This is a genomic window from Enterococcus sp. UD-01 (genome assembly GCF_044909655.1).
Taxonomy (GTDB): domain Bacteria; phylum Bacillota; class Bacilli; order Lactobacillales; family Enterococcaceae; genus Enterococcus_L.
In genome coordinates, this window is sequence record NZ_JBIYEU010000002.1 from 19,450 (window position 1) to 34,995 (window position 15,546).

The window sequence follows — 15,546 nt, forward strand, 5'->3', positions numbered from 1 at the left end:
TTGTACAAATATAAGTTATGTGCTATGCTTTTTTTTATTTAATAAATCTATTTAATAAATCTATGAATTTACGCAAAAGAGGGTGACATATATGCTGTTAACCAAAAAATTAATTCACCGTTTATCTGAGCCTTATATTGAAGGGCAAATGACTGCTGGTTATGTTGAATCACAAAGTATGGACAGTATTAGCAGTAAAGCGATTTTATTAGTAAATGACACAACGTTGATGGTTCTATTTCTAAATTTTTTTCAAACGAAGGTGATTCATCAAATGGTCTTTAGCCGCAAGGAAATAGAAAACGAGCAATTAAAAGAAGGTATTACCGGCTTGGATGTTGTTTGGCGCTTTACAATAAAAGATAAAAAATGGCGCTTTCGGATCGTGAAAAATATTCTTACATTAGGAAAAATGCAGCAGCAGTTTATTGAGGAGATACGCAATAGTTAATAGGTTATGTTTGCTCTTACTTTTATTGAAGAAACTATTTTATTGAATAAAAAATAATTCAAAAAGAATGTTTTATATTTGCTATAATAGACATAGAAAATATATTTTTATGATTGTTGGTGATAGAATGTTTAGACCGAAAATTAAAATTTTTGAAAGAGAACAAGCAACGATTTTTCATTTGTTTCAGGAACAGGATTCTGTAGTTATTGAACTTTTTAAAGGGAAAAATGAATTAAAGATACAGAATATCAATAATTATTTCCACAGTACAAAAGAAGATGCACAATATTTTATTGATTTAGTATTTTCATATAAAGATAACTTGATCTATACGGCTACAGATGAAAATTATTGGTGCCCTACTTGTGAGCGGTTAATAAGAAAACACTACGATGCTTTAACAAGTAAGAAAATAAAAGAAATAATGGTAGATTATCGAGAAATAATGTTGTCAGCTGATAGTACGTTTAAAGAAATCATAGCTGCGAATGATCCGATTATTAAGCTACTGCCAAGTGGAAAATATACACTTTCTTTGAGGAAAATATTTCCAACCTTTGGAGAAAGAAAAGTCTTCTCTGACATTGAGGATAGTGTGTTAGAGTCTTCCGTGGATAATTACTTTGACTACATAAAAGGTAGTAATGAGCATATCTCCATTTCTTCATTGACATGTTATATGTTGCCTACCCAAACAGATGATCAATATTCAGAACAGACATTAAATGAATATAGACTAAAGGAATTCTTGGGGCGCGGTTTGGTGATTCATTTTTCAGGATTTTTAGGGTGCTTATTGGATGGACACCATAAAGCAAAAATCGCTTATGAAAGAAATGAACCATTGGAATGTTTAGTGATTGAACCATACATGGAAAATGTTATTTATAAAGGAAGCAATCAACCAGTAGATTCTTATCATATTCCAACGCTTAGCGAACTTTGCCAGATTATAGATTTTAGTGAAGAAAATGATCTGCTGAATTATAACAACTTCAATTTCTTTGTAGAAGCTATTAAATTAAGGGCAAAAGACAATTGAATCTGGTGAAATGGCAAAGTTAATTTCTACATTATTTGTTCTTTATCCTGCAAGATTAGCGGATTTATATGATGTTATTACTAAAATTTATTTGTACAAAGATCTTAAAGAAAAATATTTTATTACTTTATCCTTACTTGAACGTTCCGAAACTATTGAGGAACTGATGCTGGATTTTCTAATTAATGATGATTATGAAAATCAGAAAGTAACCAAAATTTGTGAGGATTATTTTCGCTAATATTGTTTGGTATATTTTAATAAGGAGTACATTATGAAAAATAAAAAAAGAAAGCGACTTTTCAGCTTCTTGTCTATTATTGTGCCACTTGTGTTTTTCACAGCTTGCCAAAAGACAATGGAGCCGGAAGCTGAAAAGGTGGATGAAAAGCTGAATACTACCTTAATTGAAAAATTGGCAGGAACTTGGCAAGCTCAAAATTATGATAACGATACGTACAAAATTGAAGTTTTTAAAACCCATTTACAGCTTAATGGGGAACGACTGCTTTTTCACTATACCCAAGATACAGTACTTTGTACCAAAACAGACGAAGAAAAGGAATTCTATTACGATTTTAAACTTAATGGAGATGAGCTGACCATCTATCGTTGGTTTCCTGATAAGCCGGGAAGTGTCGGCGGAGGCGGTCTTCAGCCGATTGAACTGATCAGAATATCGTAAAAATAAAAAAATGATGCTGCTCATACACAATATGCTGGCAGCATCATTTTTTAGGGATGTTCAACTAAGGTAGATGACAGCGGAATCGAAATTTCAGTGACATCTTTTAGTTCAATAATTGAAATTTGTTTGCGATCGTATTTTTCTTTCGGAATTCGTTTTAAGAAATAACCTAAGACTTCATTTACTTCGGTTTTGCGAACGGCTCTTTTCTTGTTAACGATCAGAATTTCCGCATGAGATGCCGCTTCTGAATAAACAACGGTCGTATTTCCTGCTGAATAAACTTTTACAAAGTATGCATCAGTATTTTCAAGTTGTTTATTAACCAATTGCTTATAGCTGTTGGTTACATTGACTAGTTTCATTCTTTTCACCTCGTTTTCAGTTGGAGTAATTATCACAAACGCACAGAGATGAATTAGCCATTTCTAAGCGTTATTTAAAAAATTTCTTAATTTTATTATAAAATTTTTAAGCGTAAATAAAAAGGAATTTGTTTTGAAAAGACAGAAAAAAGTCAATCAGGCGCACCTGATTGGCTTTTTTACTTATTCTTCTGACGTTGTTTCTGAGGCTTCACTGACTGCAGCGGATTGTCCAGTAACAACGATTTTATCGTTTGCTAATTTCGCTGTTAATTGATGTTCTTGCGGATGATCAAGATAATATTCAGCAATGCCATCCTCGATTTGTTCTTGGATGGTTCTTCTTAGAGGGCGCGCTCCCATGGAAGGATCGTAGCCTAAGTCAACTAATTTTTCTTTTACATCAGTTGGAACGTCAATATGAAGTTTTTGGCGGGCAAGTAATCCGTTGACTTCGTCCAGCATCAAGCTGACGATGTTCATTAGGTTTTCCTTACTTAATGCTTTGAATTCTACTATACCATCGAAACGGTTCAAGAATTCAGGAGTGAAGAAGTTATTTAATTGTCCTAAGACAGAACGAGTAATTCCTTCACGCGCAGCGCCAAAACCAACGTTTGCTTCTATTTTACCTGTACCGGCATTGCTGGTCATGATAATAATCGTATCTTTGAAGCTGACAGTTCGTCCTTGTGCATCGGTTAAACGACCATCATCAAGAATTTGCAGGAACATATGCAAAACATCCGGATGGGCTTTTTCGATTTCATCTAATAGAATTAAACTATATGGATTACGACGCACTTTTTCAGTCAATTGACCCGCTTCTTCATAGCCAACATAGCCTGGAGGTGAACCGATTAATTTAGACACACTGTGTTTTTCCATGTATTCACTCATATCAAAACGAATCATTGAATCTTCCGAACCAAATAGTTCAAAGGCTAATTGTTTTGCCAGCTCTGTTTTACCGACACCTGTTGGGCCAACAAATAGGAAAGAACCAATTGGTCGGTTTTGTTTGCCTAAACCAACCCGATTTCTGCGGATAGCTTTAGCAACCTTATCGACTGCATCATCTTGACCGATTACATGTGCTTTAAGATCGGATGCCAAGTTTTTCAATTGCGTTTGTTCTTTGTCTTTTAGGTCGCCAACTGGAATGCCAGTTTTTTGTTCAACGATCATTTCAATGTTCTTTTCATCAATGACTGGAATTTCTTCATCGCTGATTTGTTTTTCCTTCATTGCTTGTAATTTATTAATTTGGTCGCGATAGTAAGCAGCCTTTTCGAAGTCTTCTTCCGCTGAAGCTTGTTGCTTTTGCTGTTCAGCTTCTGCAAGCTTTGCTTCGATGGTTTTTGGATCAACGATTTGAATGGTTAAATTCATCTTAGAACCAGATTCATCCAAAAGATCGATAGCTTTATCAGGCAAGAAACGATCCTGAATGTAGCGATTAGAAAGAGTCGCTGCTGCTTTAATAGCATCCTCTGTATATTTTACATGATGATAATCTTCATAGCGTTTTTGTAGACCTTTAAGAATTTCAATCGTTTCAGCAACTGTTGGTTCATCCACACGAACCGGCTGCATCCGACGTTCTAAAGCGGCATCTTTTTCAATGATGCGGTACTCATTCAAGGTAGTTGCACCGACCATTTGTAGCTCGCCTCTGGCTAACGCCGGTTTTAAAATATTGCCGGCATCCATGTTGCCGGCACCAGCAGAGCCGGCACCTACAATTTCATGGACTTCATCGATAAAGAGAATCACATTTTCCGCTTGCTTGATTTCTTCAATCAGCTTTTGCATACGTTCTTCAAATTGACCACGAATGCCCGTGCCTTGAACTAAAGAAACGACATCTAAACGAATCACTTCTTTATCTAGAAGCTTTTGCGGCACATCACCGTCAACGATCTTTTGGGCTAAGCCTTCAACAACAGCTGTTTTACCAACACCAGGCTCACCAATTAAGACCGGATTGTTTTTAGTACGACGATTTAGAATTTCAATCACACGCTTAATTTCTTCATCACGACCGACCACAGGATCAACATCGCCTTTGCGTGCTGCTTCTGTAATGTTGATGCCATATTCGCCTAAAAGACCATTCGCTTGACCTGCTCCGCCTCTTGGTGGCATACCGCCGTTAAAGCCGTTGCCGTCGCCAAATTGGGTAGGCGGTACTTGATTGGCCGGATTTTGCTGATCCTGCATTTGACGGGATAATGAGCGGTATAAGTCATCCAAGCTGCCGAAGCCAAATGGATCTTGTTGCGACATCGTGGGTTGATTATCATTTGCTTGTGCTTTTAATTTTTGATAGCAACTTTGGCAATAATCTAATTGCTTTCTTTGACCATTTACATTGGCATATAAATGGATTGTTGCCGGATTTTGTTGACAATTTTGACAAATCATAGGATAAAACACGTCCTTTCAATATAAGACTGATCAATTATCAAAGTCGTTTTTCACTAAAGTCAAAAATCTCTTGACCAATTCTGACCTTTAAAGATATTATAGCATTTTTTTAGTAAGAAGCAAGTATTTGGACTCCTATTTGCCGGATTTTTAAGTACAATAACTTAGTCTTTTTGAATAAATTCTATCGTTGAAATCTGTCAAGCAATATTAAAAAGCTTATTTCTAATTAGACAACTAACCTGATTTGTCATAAAATGAGAACGAATCTGAAAGAAAAGCGGTGAACTACATGAATGAAATCAATTACGAAGAACAACTTAAAGCCTTAAAAGAAGGAACTTTGCCGGAGCTGGTCGTGGACCCGCAAAACTTCATGGCGTTCCGCGAAGTTTGGAAGAATTTACCGGATCGAATGTCAATTGTCGGAGAAGCCGGATTAAATGGACGAATTATTTATCGTTACATAAAGCAAGAGGAATAAAGGTTTGTTTCAATCGACAAAAAATAGGTGAAAAGTGTTGTAAGTACGCACAAAAAATGGTAATCTTAAAAATTGAAAGGGTCTTTTTTGATTGCTGTTTCCAGACGAAACGTGCCGATAAAGGAAAACCCTAACATAAAAAATTATTTTACTTACGAAGGAGACCGATTTATATGGAAAAGAAAGATTTTCACATTGTAGCAGAAACAGGGATTCACGCTCGTCCAGCTACGTTATTGGTACAAACTGCAAGCAAATTTAACTCAGATATCAACTTAGAATACAAAGGTAAATCTGTTAACCTTAAATCAATCATGGGCGTTATGTCTCTAGGTGTTGGCCAAGGTTCAGACGTTACTATTTCAGTTGATGGCGCAGACGAAGCTGATGCTTTAGCAGCAATCGTTGACACAATGAAAAAAGAAGGATTGTCTGAATAATGTCTGAAATGCTAAAAGGAATTGCCGCAAGTGATGGTGTTGCTATCGCTAAAGCTTACCTGTTAGTTCAACCTGATTTGTCTTTTGATAAAAAATCTGTTGAAGATACTTCTGCAGAAGAAAGCCGTTTAGATGATGCTTTAGCAAAATCAACGACTGAATTACAAGCAATCAGAGAAAAAGCAGCGCAAAGTCTTGGCGAAGAAGAAGCGCAAGTATTTGATGCGCATTTGATGGTTTTAGCTGACCCTGAAATGATCGGTCAAATTAAACAAAATATTCAAGATAATAAAGTTAACGCAGAAGCAGCGTTAAAAGAAGTAACAGATATGTATATTGGTATGTTTGAAGCAATGGATGATAATGCTTACATGCAAGAGCGTGCAGCAGATATTCGTGACGTTGCCAAACGTATTTTAGCGCATCTATTAGGTGTAAATCTTCCAAATCCTTCAATGATTAACGAAGAAGTTGTCGTGGTTGCCCATGACTTAACACCAAGTGATACAGCGCAATTAGATCGTACGTATGTTAAAGCCTTTGTAACGGACATTGGCGGACGTACCTCACATTCAGCGATTATGGCTCGTTCTCTTGAAATTCCTGCAATCGTAGGAACGAAAGAAATCACGTCTAAAGTCAAAGAAGGCGATATTTTAGCGGTTAACGGAATTGATGGAGATGTGATTCTTCACCCCACTGACGCTGAAAAAGCTGACTTTGAAGCAAAAGGCAAAGCTTATGCTGACCTTAAAGCTGAATGGGACAAGCTTAAAAATGCTGAAACAGTCACTGCAGACGGCAAGCATATTGAACTAGGCGCAAACATTGGTACACCAAAAGATCTTGAAGGTGTTCACAACAATGGCGCTGAAGCAGTTGGTTTATATCGTACAGAATTCTTATACATGGATTCTTCTGATTTCCCAACTGAAGAAGATCAATATCAAGCATACAAAGCAGTTCTTGAAGGCATGGACGGTAAACCTGTTGTGGTTCGTACAATGGATATCGGTGGCGACAAAGAGTTGCCATATCTACAACTACCACACGAAATGAACCCATTCTTGGGCTACCGTGCGTTACGTATTAGCTTATCTGAATTAGGCGACGACATGTTCCGTACTCAATTACGTGCATTGTTGCGTGCCTCTGTTCACGGTAACTTACGTATCATGTTCCCAATGGTTGCTACTTTGAAAGAATTCAGAGCAGCGAAAAAATTATTCGAAGAAGAAAAAGCAAAATTAGTGGCAGAAGGAACTAAAGTTTCTGATACGATTCAAGTTGGTATCATGATCGAAATTCCTGCAGCAGCAGTTCTTGCTGATCGCTTCGCTAAAGAAGTTGACTTCTTCAGTATTGGAACAAACGACTTGATTCAATACACAATGGCAGCAGACCGTATGAACGAACGCGTTTCTTACCTATACCAACCTTATAACCCATCTATTTTACGTTTAATTAAAAACGTAATTGACTCAGCACACGCTGAAGGCAAATGGGCTGGTATGTGTGGCGAAATGGCCGGCGATCAAACAGCTGTTCCGTTACTAATGGGTCTAGGCTTAGATGAGTTCTCAATGAGCGCAACATCTATTCTTAAAACTCGTAGTTTAATGAAACGTTTAGATACTAAGAAAATGGCTGAACTTGCCAATCGTGCAGTTACAGAGTGCGATACAATGGAAGAAGTCGTTGAATTGGTTGAAGAATATACAAAATAAATTTATACCACTACTATTCAAAAGTTACTTGAATAGTAGTGGTTTTTTATTTTAAAATAAGTAATGTATAAAAGATATAATGGAAATTTTTTAAAACAGACCAAGTTTAGCTAGGGAACTTTAGGTCTTGTTATTAAGAGCTTTTTTCAAATTTTTTTCGATTTATTATATTTAATATAAAGAAATGGAGAGATTTAGATGGTAAGAGAAATTATTTTTCCAAAAATCAGTACAAAAACAGATAAAGGAATAATAACAGCATGGCATCGTGAAGTGGGAGCACAGGTAAAAGCAGGGGAACTTTTATATGAAGTTGAAACTGAAAAGGCTGTTCACGAAGTAGAAAGTCCTATCACAGGTGTTGTATCACAAATACTGGTAACTGTTGGTGATGAGGTGGCAGTCGATGATGTTTTGGCAGAAATAGACGAAAATGAGGTGAAATAATGAAGCAAAACAAACCTCGAGTCCGTTTTAATCATCAGTCGGTTGCTAAAGTTAATCATTTAATGAAGGATTTAAAACTGCATACTGTTTGTGCTGAAGCTACTTGTCCTAATTTAGGAGAATGTTTTGATAGTGGCACAGCAACCTTTATGATTTTAGGGAGTCATTGTTCAAGGAATTGCCGTTTTTGTGATGTGACGTTTGGGAATATGGAAGCGGTTGATCCTGCAGAACCTGAAAACTTAGCTGAAGCGGTACAAAAGATGGGGTTAAAACATGTGGTCATCACTAGCGTGGCTCGAGATGATTTACCTGATGGTGGCGCAGAACAATTTGCTAAGACAATCGCTGCTGTCAGAAAATTGAGCCCGGAAACCACTGTAGAGGTATTAATTCCGGATTTTCAAGGGGATAAGAAAAGTTTAGATTTGGTTATTGCGGCAAAGCCAGAAATCATCAATCATAATATTGAGACGGTTGCAAGATTATCGCCAAAAATTAGACACCGTGCAACTTATCAGCGGTCTTTAGAGATTTTAGCCTATATTAAACAGCAAGCACCCAATATTTTTACTAAAAGTGGCTTGATGCTGGGCTTAGGAGAAAAAGAAGCGGAAGTATCTGAAGCAATGGATGATTGTTTAAACGCGCAGGTTGATTTTCTAACGATCGGTCAATATTTACAACCGTCAAAGCGACATATCAAGCTAGAAGAGTATATTTCAATGAAACAATTTGGTCTATATCGTCAGATGGGGATGAAAAAAGGGTTCAAATTTGTGGCCAGCTCTCCACAAGTACGCAGCTCATATAAAGCACATGAAGCATTACAGGCAGGGGTGACGAAAAAATGATCTATATTGATACTCAATCCACCGATCCTTGCTATAATTTTGCTTTAGAAGAATATTTTTGTACCCAAAACGGACAGGAGGATACTGTATTTTTATTATGGCAAACGCAGCCGACTGTAATGTTAGGCAACTTTCAAAATAGTTATAAAGAATTAAATTTACAGGCGATTAAACGAGATCAGGTTCACGTCGTTCGCCGCAATACTGGTGGCGGAACGATTTATACGGATTTGGGCGGTTTTCAGTTTAGCTTTATCATGAAGGGTGTCACTGAGATGATTGATTTCGGGCAATACATGGATCCGATTATTGCAGCTTTGGCTGAACTAGGTATTGCGGCTGAATACAACAGCCGAAATGACTTAGCGATCGACGGGAAAAAAATCTCCGGCAATGCTCAATGTACAAAAGGAGCATATACCTTGCATCATGGTTCACTGCTTTATGCAACTGACTTTTCTAAAATGGGTGAATACTTAAAGCCGCCAGCCTATAAAATTAAGGCAAAAGGCATCAAATCTGTTAGGGAGCGAACCACGAATATTTCTGAACATTTACCAGAGGCGTGGACTGCCGAAGAATTTAAGCAGCGCTTGATCCAGTCTATTTTAAAACAAGGAGCAGCTACTTATACTTTGAGTACTAAAGACCATCAAGCGATTGAGCAGCTGGCACAAGCAAAATTTCGTTCTTGGGAGTGGACCTTTGGCAAAAACCCTAAGTTTACTTTAGAAAAGGAAAAGCAATGTGTTGGCGGACATATTGAGATTTCGTTAGTGATTGAAGAAGGCCGAATCACGGCTTGTCAAATGAATGGCGATTTTTTTGCTTCTAACGGAGTGAAGAAGTTAGAAGATGTACTTGTGGGTGAACGATTTGAGCGTGCCCGAATTAAAGAACGATTGTTAGAGATTGAAATCGAGAAAATTATTTATCAAGTATCGGCGGAAGAGCTGTTGGCTTGTTTGTTTGAGTAAGTATTTATTTAGGCAAAAGATAAATAACAAGTTATGAATAGATAGTGCTATTAAAAAGCTCTGCGAGGCAGACGGTATAGTCTGTAGAATTAAGATACTAAAAAGTTCTAACGAGCGCACGGAAATATCAAGCAGATAACAAGTTTATAAGGAGCTACCATGAAAAAAATCATTTCTAATCTAAATAAATTTGCCTTGCCGTTACTGTCAGCTAATTTGCTGCAGTTATTAATCGGTCAGTTGGCTCTTTCTTTGGTAGGAAGGCTTGCTGTTGAAAACGTTCCCGTAATTAATACAATTGAAGGGTTGTTATATTCGATTGTTGGTATTCTAGGCGTTTTTTCATTGGCATTTAATATGCTAAGTTCTAAAGCACTTGGCGAAAAAAATCGGGAAAGCTTTGAGCACCTAATTGCATCAGCTTTGCTTGTCAGTGTTTTTGTTGGGGTTATTTTTATGGCCGTTACACTCATTGGAGCAAATTTTTTTCTTCATTCTATTTATCATTTTGAAGGGAAAATTCTTGAAACTGCAAGGGTCTATTTAAACACGATGTCGCCTTATGTATTGCTGATGCTGATAAGTTTTACGTTAACGAATTTAATTAAAGTAGAGAAAAAAACGAATTATATTTTATATGTCTCTTTCGCAGCAGCGTTTCTACAGGTTTTTCTTTCTTATCTGTTTATCAATGGTCTGTTTGGTATTCCGAAGCTCGGTATCTTTGGAGCGGCGTTAGCTACGATACTCTCCTTGCTGTTTACCGTATGCTTTTATTGTTATTTATCAAGGGATTTGCTCTTGAAAAGTTTAAAACAAGCGCCGAATGAGATTCAGAATATTTTAAAGAAAAGTATTCCATTGTTTTTTCAGGAAATACTTGAAGGTATTTTATTTATTGTTATTTTTGAAGCCTTTATATCCAGAATTGGTGTGCTGATCTTAGCCAGCTATTCTATTTTAATGCAGGGATTAAGCTACGCTAAGATGCCGATTGCCGTTTATAGTAACGCAGTGACCGTCTATGCAAGCGAAGCCTACGGAGAACGGAACTTAAAAAAAGTTAGACAATATACAGTTTGGTCTTCTGTGATTATTGCTATTTTATACATAGTCTGTGCCAGTCTATTTTATTTCTTTAATCAATCCTATACTTATTTTTTAACTGAGGATGAACTTGTAGCTGAAAATGTGAAAAAATACGTTGTTTTGGCTATAATGATGATTTTTCCGACAGTTATCTATGAGAATTTTAAATATGCTTTACAGTCACTTGAGAAGGAAAGGCTTGTGCTGGGGCTTACCGGCAGTGTTAATGTGATTGCTATTGGTTTAATGGTGCTCTTATTCAAGCTGAAGTGTTTAAATTTTACCATTCTCTTATCTATTTATGGGATGAATTATTTTATTTTGGGTGTTATTTTTGTGTTTATTTTTTATCGAAGTAGTCTTAGGCAATGGAAGGATTGAGCTTTAAAAGCTGATTAGTTTATAAAAATTTCTTAAAACGGGTATAATTTAACCAATACCTAAAATAATTCGTGTATAGTCAGCAGTAAATCTTTGAGGAGGTTTTTACATGAAGTTTAAGAAAAAAAGTACCTTAGCTTTAGCTCTAATTTTATTTTCAACAAGTATTTACAGCGGTACAGCAGTTTTTGCTGAATCGGACAGCTCGACGGTACAAACCAGTGAAACAGCTACGACGTCGAGCTCCGAGCAGGCGCTCCAAATTAATGCGGTGGCTTTAGGAAATGCCTTAACTAGCGATCAAAAGGACTACACGTTGAATGCTTTAGGAATTAAAGGGGAAACGCCTATTTACACTACGAACGGTGAGGATCTAATGAGCTTTATCCCGGATGGCGGCTTTACAAAGGATTGGGCGGTGTACAGTTCAGTGCGCATGCAGACACAGAAAAAGGGAAGCGGAATTTCAGTCGACATTGCCACACCGGATAAAATTACGAAAATTACAGCGGCACAATATCAAAATGCTGCTTTGACAGCCGGTATTTCTGATGCTAAATTAACCGTTGCTTCGGCTGTGCCCATTGATGGTTCAGGCGCTTTAGCAGGCGTTTATAAAATTGTCGAAGAATCCGGCGGCATTATTAAGCGTGATCGAGTAGAAGTAGCGCAGAATGAAATGGATGTTTTATCCAAGATTACTGAGGAAAACAAAGATAAAGAAGGTTATTCGGATGAAGCCTTGAACGCTGCTCAAGAGCAAGCCAAAACAGAATTGGCGGAAAAAACGGCAGCTGGCGAGAAATTAAGCCAAAGCGACATTCAGCAAACCGTACAAAAAGCCCTGAAAAGTCAAGGAATTGATGACATTATGACCTCTGATCAAGTAAAAGAGCTGACGTCTTTAATGAGTGATATGAAGGATAAAAATATTTTTGAAGACTTTGTTGGTCAATTAGATTTATCAGAAACCAAAAAACAAATTGAAGAAAAATCCAAAGGACTTTGGGAAAACATCAAAAGTTTCTTCAGCGGTTTATGGGATTCAGTGACAGGGAAATAACCAAGAGACAAAAGATAGTAAGAATAGAGACTAGTCAAAACAAACGAAATGTTTTGATATAGTCTCTTTTTTTGCAATGCATTTTGTATATTTGAACATGCTATAGTGAAAGGAAAGAAAGGAGGTGTCTTAACGTGAATTAGCAGTAATTAAATTCGGAGAAAAGTGAATGTTTTTCTTCTGCCTTTGTTTCAAATAAATTGTCCGTAGGTTGCGGACATAACTTGACGTGCAGCTGGTAAAAATTCTAATACACTATAAGCAAGAGGTGAGCAGAATGATTTTTAGTTCAAATGAACATCTAGTTATTAATTTATTGAATTATGAAAGTTTTGTTTCTAGTAACTATTTAGCTGAAAAGCTCTTCGTCTCGACTAAAACGGTTTATCGAATGATTAAAAGAATCAATGAGCTTTCCTATGAGGAATATGATCAAGTTTTGATTATGGCGGAACCGGGGAAAGGATTTAAGTTAACGCCCTTTTTTAGAAAAATGAATATCTATTCCATGATTGATAGTAGTGAAGAAAATAGTTTGCACGATTTAGGATTAACGCTGTTATTTAAATACCCAAAAAGAGTCAAACGAACGATTCTCGATAAAGAATTTTTAAGTGAAAGCTCTAAAGAACGGCGGTTGAACACCTTGCAGGAGCTGTTTAATAAATACACGATAAAATTACGCGCTGATAAAGAATACATTTGGCTGGAAGGAGAAGAACGAACCATTCGCAAAGCCATCAATGCGTTATTTCTCGAAATAAATAAAATCAACAGCTTAAATGAAATCGGTATCAAAATTAATGCGCTCGATCAGTTTTTTATCGATCAGCAAATCACGTTAATTGAGGAAACCTTTCAGGAATACATTAATTATCCCTATGATATCACGATTTACACGCATATTTATATGTTGCTGAAGCGTTATCGGGAAGGCGAGGTGCAATATTTGGACAGTCAGGAGCCGTTGGAAAAGGACGAGCGCTGTCTAATGGAAACGAACGTGAAAATGAAAGCGCTGGCAGAAAAGCTGGTTCATAATCTTGAAGGATATCTTAATCTTACGATGCATCCGCTGGAGATTTATTTTCTGTTTCAAAATATTTATTCATTGAATATTCAAAAAAGAGAAAGCAGCAATGTGGATAAAAAGCTGGCCGAAGAAATAACTAAAAAATATATTGTTGATTTTTTTAACATTACGGATGTATCACTTTTGCCGGCTAGCCGTTCGTTATATGAAGACTTGTATCAGCATGTTTTGCCGATGCTTAGCCGTTTGCGTTTAGGAATCAAAATTGAAAATAATCTGTTGGCGGAAGTGAAGCTGGAATATAAAACGACTTATTTAAAAGTCAAAAAAATTACCCACGCCATTAATAATGAGCTGATGTTTGAAACGAAAGTAAACGAGGCTGAAATCGGTTATCTGACGTTATACTTTGAAAAATACAAGATTGACCGCACGGAGAAAAAGAATTTACTGCTAGTTTGCTCAACAGGAATCGGCACGTCGGAATTATTAAAAATTAGAGTGCAAAACAGCTTTCCTAATTTGACGGTGGTAGCTACGATGAGTCAACGGCAAGCCAAAAAGAATCGTACATTTATTACAAAAAATATTGATTTAATTTTCTCAACCATTCGTTTTCCCTTTGAAGCAGAAGCGATTCCAGTTTTAAATATCAGTCCATTGTTAACTGAAAATGATATCAAAAATATCAATTATATATTGAAGGAGCTTGAAGCCAATGGAAACCATTGAACTAAAAGAAATTATTCATAAAGAACTAATGATTGTGAATTCGACTGCGCGAAATAAGACGGAAGTTCTGACTGAGCTGGGAGCCTTGTTGGCAGAGCAGCAGTATATTAACGATACTGAAAGCTTTTTAGCGGACGTTTATCTGCGAGAAGCGGAAGGTGAAACGGGTATTGGCGAAGGTATCGCGATTCCTCATGGAAAATCAAAGGCAGTTCAGGAAACAACAGTAGCAATTGCAACGTTAAAGCATAGCATTGAATGGGAAACATTGGATGAAAAGGAGGTGGAGGTTGTCATTTTATTTGCAGTCAAAGATTCAGATACGAATACAACCCATATTTTGCTTTTACAAAAGATTGCAATTTTACTGGCAAATCAGCACTTTATTGAAAAGTTGCGCAAGGTTAAGTCTGTAGCTGAGTTATACCAGCTAATTACGGAGGCTTAATGAATAAGAAAGGGGCAAGAAGTAAATGTTAGTAACAGGAAAAGAAATTTTACAAGTAGCGAAAGAACAAGGTTTTGCCGTTCCGGCGTTTAATGCCGGCTCCGGTCAGCTGTTAAATGCGGTCATGGAGGCATGTATCGAAGCACAGTCACCCGTTATGATTGCCATTCATCCGGATGAATTAAGCTTTCTCACTGATAGTTTTGTAGCACAGGTGAAGGACTTGGCTAGTCATACGAAGCTACCGGTTTGTATTCATTTAGATCATGGTGCTAGCTATGAGCAAGTGCTTCACGCCATCCAATTAGGCTTTACCTCGGTAATGATTGACGGTTCACATTTGCCGTATGAAGAGAATGTTGCTCTTACCCAAAAGGTGGTAGCGGCAGCGCATGCAGTCGGCGTGTCGGTTGAAGCAGAACTGGGCACGATTGGCGATACTGGCAATACGGTTGAAGGCGGTGTGAGTGAAATTATCTATACGGATCCTAAGGTGGCACAGGATTTTATTGCCAAAACGAAAGTAGACAGCTTAGCCGTTGCGATTGGCACAGCTCACGGCATTTATCCTAAGGATGTTGATCCAAAGCTGCGTTTAGATATTTTAGAGGAAATCGCGACCTTAACCGATTTACCGCTCGTTTTGCATGGCGGCTCAAGCAATCCGGATGAAGAGATCAGTAAGGCTGTCAAATTGGGCATTAATAAAATTAATATTTCAAGTGATATAAAAATTGTCTTTGCCAATCAGCTACGGGAAGTTTTAAATGCAGGCAATCAGGAAATTCGTGAGCCGAATGTTCTTTTCCCAACTTGTATGGAAGCAACCAAAAAAGTCGCTTTAGACAAAATTAGCCTATTTCAATCAAAAGATAAAGCGCAATATTATTAA

At 37.1% G+C, this 15,546-nt stretch carries 17 protein-coding genes; 15 read left to right on the forward strand and 2 right to left on the reverse strand.

Going from position 1 to position 15,546, the window contains the following annotated elements; all coding sequences use genetic code 11:
• Window positions 1-91 precede the first annotated feature (91 nt).
• The 4 genes from ABH902_RS02480 to ABH902_RS02495 all read left to right on the forward strand — a co-directional run bounded on the left by ABH902_RS02480 (window position 92) and on the right by ABH902_RS02495 (window position 2,181).
• Window positions 92-451 carry a hypothetical protein gene (locus tag ABH902_RS02480; protein ID WP_404588952.1) on the forward strand — a complete coding sequence of 120 codons (360 nt, stop codon included), beginning with the start codon at window positions 92-94 and terminating at the stop codon, window positions 449-451.
• A gap of 109 nt (window positions 452-560) precedes the next feature.
• Complete coding sequence (locus tag ABH902_RS02485) at window positions 561-1,496, forward strand: hypothetical protein (protein ID WP_404588953.1); 936 nt, start codon at window positions 561-563, stop codon at window positions 1,494-1,496.
• A gap of 10 nt (window positions 1,497-1,506) precedes the next feature.
• A complete protein-coding gene (locus ABH902_RS02490; RefSeq protein WP_404588954.1) occupies window positions 1,507-1,737 on the forward strand; it encodes a hypothetical protein in 231 nt (76 codons plus the stop codon).
• Between the two features lie 33 nt (window positions 1,738-1,770).
• On the forward strand, window positions 1,771-2,181 hold the full coding sequence (locus ABH902_RS02495; RefSeq protein ID WP_404588955.1) for a hypothetical protein: 411 nt from the start codon (window positions 1,771-1,773) through the stop codon (window positions 2,179-2,181).
• A gap of 50 nt (window positions 2,182-2,231) precedes the next feature.
• Here the strand turns inward: ABH902_RS02495 and ABH902_RS02500 are convergent, their stop codons facing one another.
• Window positions 2,232-2,549 carry a DUF1827 family protein gene (locus tag ABH902_RS02500; RefSeq protein WP_404588956.1) on the reverse strand — a complete coding sequence of 106 codons (318 nt, stop codon included), beginning with the start codon at window positions 2,547-2,549 and terminating at the stop codon, window positions 2,232-2,234.
• Window positions 2,550-2,732: 183 nt separating this feature from the next.
• Complete coding sequence (locus tag ABH902_RS02505) at window positions 2,733-4,976, reverse strand: AAA family ATPase (protein ID WP_404588957.1); 2,244 nt, start codon at window positions 4,974-4,976, stop codon at window positions 2,733-2,735.
• Between the two features lie 295 nt (window positions 4,977-5,271).
• Here ABH902_RS02505 and ABH902_RS02510 point away from each other — a divergent pair, with 295 nt between their 5' ends.
• The 11 genes from ABH902_RS02510 (at window position 5,272) to ABH902_RS02560 (ending at window position 15,546) form a co-directional block, all read left to right on the forward strand.
• Window positions 5,272-5,463: a hypothetical protein gene (locus tag ABH902_RS02510; protein WP_404588958.1), complete on the forward strand. Its 192-nt coding sequence runs from the start codon at window positions 5,272-5,274 to the stop codon at window positions 5,461-5,463.
• Between the two features lie 173 nt (window positions 5,464-5,636).
• A complete protein-coding gene (locus ABH902_RS02515; protein WP_154778085.1) occupies window positions 5,637-5,903 on the forward strand; it encodes a phosphocarrier protein HPr in 267 nt (88 codons plus the stop codon).
• Window positions 5,903-7,630 carry a phosphoenolpyruvate--protein phosphotransferase gene (ptsP, locus tag ABH902_RS02520; protein WP_404588959.1) on the forward strand — a complete coding sequence of 576 codons (1,728 nt, stop codon included), beginning with the start codon at window positions 5,903-5,905 and terminating at the stop codon, window positions 7,628-7,630. The genes ABH902_RS02515 and ptsP overlap by 1 nt, the downstream gene beginning before the upstream one ends.
• A gap of 198 nt (window positions 7,631-7,828) precedes the next feature.
• Complete coding sequence (locus ABH902_RS02525; protein ID WP_404588960.1) at window positions 7,829-8,077, forward strand: biotin/lipoyl-containing protein; 249 nt, start codon at window positions 7,829-7,831, stop codon at window positions 8,075-8,077.
• Entirely contained in the window at window positions 8,077-8,931 is an 855-nt protein-coding gene (gene lipA, locus ABH902_RS02530; RefSeq protein WP_404588962.1) for a lipoyl synthase, read from the forward strand. The genes ABH902_RS02525 and lipA overlap by 1 nt, the downstream gene beginning before the upstream one ends.
• Window positions 8,928-9,908 (forward strand): lipoate--protein ligase, encoded by a 981-nt coding sequence (locus ABH902_RS02535; RefSeq protein ID WP_404588964.1) that lies wholly within the window; start codon window positions 8,928-8,930, stop codon window positions 9,906-9,908. Before lipA ends, ABH902_RS02535 begins: the two co-directional genes overlap by 4 nt.
• A gap of 159 nt (window positions 9,909-10,067) precedes the next feature.
• Window positions 10,068-11,378: an MATE family efflux transporter gene (locus tag ABH902_RS02540; RefSeq protein WP_404588965.1), complete on the forward strand. Its 1,311-nt coding sequence runs from the start codon at window positions 10,068-10,070 to the stop codon at window positions 11,376-11,378.
• A gap of 109 nt (window positions 11,379-11,487) precedes the next feature.
• On the forward strand, window positions 11,488-12,441 hold the full coding sequence (locus ABH902_RS02545; protein WP_404588967.1) for a DUF1002 domain-containing protein: 954 nt from the start codon (window positions 11,488-11,490) through the stop codon (window positions 12,439-12,441).
• 277 nt (window positions 12,442-12,718) lie between these two features.
• Window positions 12,719-14,206 carry a BglG family transcription antiterminator gene (locus ABH902_RS02550; RefSeq protein WP_404588968.1) on the forward strand — a complete coding sequence of 496 codons (1,488 nt, stop codon included), beginning with the start codon at window positions 12,719-12,721 and terminating at the stop codon, window positions 14,204-14,206.
• Entirely contained in the window at window positions 14,193-14,654 is a 462-nt protein-coding gene (locus tag ABH902_RS02555; protein WP_404588969.1) for a PTS sugar transporter subunit IIA, read from the forward strand. Before ABH902_RS02550 ends, ABH902_RS02555 begins: the two co-directional genes overlap by 14 nt.
• A 25-nt stretch (window positions 14,655-14,679) precedes the next feature.
• On the forward strand, window positions 14,680-15,546 hold the full coding sequence (locus tag ABH902_RS02560) for a ketose-bisphosphate aldolase (RefSeq protein ID WP_404588970.1): 867 nt from the start codon (window positions 14,680-14,682) through the stop codon (window positions 15,544-15,546).